3 protein-coding genes and 1 pseudogene are annotated in these 1618 nt (G+C 47.4%); 1 reads left to right on the top strand and 3 read right to left on the bottom strand.

The window, feature by feature from the left end; genetic code table 11:
• The 3 genes and pseudogenes from L4D12_RS25340 to L4D12_RS25330 form a co-directional block, all read right to left on the bottom strand.
• Positions 1-853: pseudogene (locus tag L4D12_RS25340) on the bottom strand (phage tail protein); the annotation flags it as partial.
• 83 nt (positions 854-936) lie between these two features.
• Positions 937-1206, bottom strand: a complete 270-nt coding sequence (locus L4D12_RS25335; protein WP_428450582.1) for a bacteriocin immunity protein — start codon at positions 1204-1206, stop codon at positions 937-939.
• A complete protein-coding gene (locus L4D12_RS25330) occupies positions 1206-1310 on the bottom strand; it encodes a hypothetical protein (protein ID WP_428450583.1) in 105 nt (34 codons plus the stop codon). The genes L4D12_RS25335 and L4D12_RS25330 overlap by 1 nt, the downstream gene beginning before the upstream one ends.
• A gap of 81 nt (positions 1311-1391) precedes the next feature.
• On the opposite strand from L4D12_RS25330, the gene L4D12_RS25325 reads away from it, so the two are divergent.
• On the top strand, positions 1392-1618 hold a 227-nt coding region (locus tag L4D12_RS25325; RefSeq protein WP_428450581.1), incomplete at its 3' end, for a transposase.

Below are 1618 nucleotides of genomic sequence, written 5' to 3'. Positions count from 1 at the left end.
GGCCTACCATCTCAATCTCAGCAACCGTGGCGACGGCTTCATCCAGTGTTCCTTTCGCTGTTACCGTCAGGCCACGCAGGCTGACTCGCTCACCGGTGGTAAATTCCGTCGCCAGTGCATCACCATCAAGGCTGGTCACCAACGTCATGGCGTTATGGGCTTGCGGCATCGTATCCAGCACCCCGCGTTTTACCTCAGCCACATCACCATCCAAGCTCATGATCACAACCAACTCATCCCCTACCATGCAGATCATCGGCAGTTCTTGCCCTGCAAAATCACGCCCTGCCAGATTGAGCTGGGTATCGGTACGACTGGCGGGAGCAAGTAAGAGTGAGCACGGTGCAAAGCTTGCCCGATGGCTGTAAATCCAGCGGTCAAAGTGGCTGTAATAGAGGTCAGCACCAAGGGTATCGCTGGTTGGTTTCTCGGCCAACCAACCCACAATGCAGGTGTATTCGTTCATGGCCGCCAGTTCGGACGGATTGAGCGTATTAGCCAACAGCCAGTAAGGCAGCTCTACCGCTACCTGATTGGTGATGGGCAGCGGCTCGTTAATCGGGTCTTTCCAGTTACTCGGCGGCGGCGGRCTATAGTCGCCCGTGGCCGCTGAGAAAATATCTTCCATCAAGTCCAGCTTCACTTCTGGACTGGCTAGGCTACCCCGGCGTTTTTTCTGCACTCGCATAATATGGTCAAGCCCGGCAGGAGGGTACACCACCCGCACCACATCGCCAGGCTGATAGTTAGCCGCCGAGGTATCACAGTACAATTCACAGGTCATCAGCCGCGCTGACAACATCCGCAATTCACGCATCGCCACCTTATAGGCCAACTTGACATCGTGGATCATCGGGAAATCTACCGTTTCACCAATGGTGCGCCCCGTGGCATGCAGTAAAGCAGATTACTTTGATGACTCAACAGAAAGAACAATTAATCATCCTTAAAACACGGTAAACCTTGCTCTGTATACCAACGCTTTAGTTCCTCAATAACTGCTTCAGAGGAATCTTCTATACCTAGTTTACGAGGACAAAAAAGTAAATCAGAACCTTGAGGATATTCAGTATTAAATTTCATGAACAATACGAGTTCATCTGTGTATTTATCTAATTCATCCGGTGTAAAACTTCCATCAAACCCTTTTTCAAGCAAATCTAAAAATTCCTGTTCGGTATAGTCAGATAATTTATTTTTGAACATTACTTATAGTCCTTCTGATGTAATCGCTTATATTCGCCCCAATGTAATCTCGGAGTAACAATTCGGATATTATCGATATTATAAACATCACCATCTGCTGCGATAGGCTTTACTGTAGTGGCATAGTGAATTTGGTCACTTAGTTAGAGGTGATATCATCACCTCATAAGTTAACAGGTGACATTATGACAAAACGTACAAGACGACTATTTAGTGCAGAATTTAAGTTAGAAGCAGCGCAGCTAGTCCTAGAGCAAAACTACTCAGTAACTGAAGCGGCCCAAGCTATGAATGTGGGCAAATCTACGATGGATAAATGGGTTCGCCAGCTAAGAGAAGAGCGCCAAGGGAAAGCACCAAAAGCTTCACCTATGACCCCTGAGCAAATAGAAATTCGGGAATTAAAAAAGAA

Origin of the sequence: Photobacterium nomapromontoriensis (assembly GCF_050336815.1) — a bacterium.
GTDB classification, from domain to species: Bacteria; Pseudomonadota; Gammaproteobacteria; order Enterobacterales; family Vibrionaceae; genus Photobacterium; species Photobacterium nomapromontoriensis.
The sequence above is the reverse complement of the archived record's forward strand: the minus strand, read 5'-3'. Positions and strand labels throughout refer to the sequence as shown.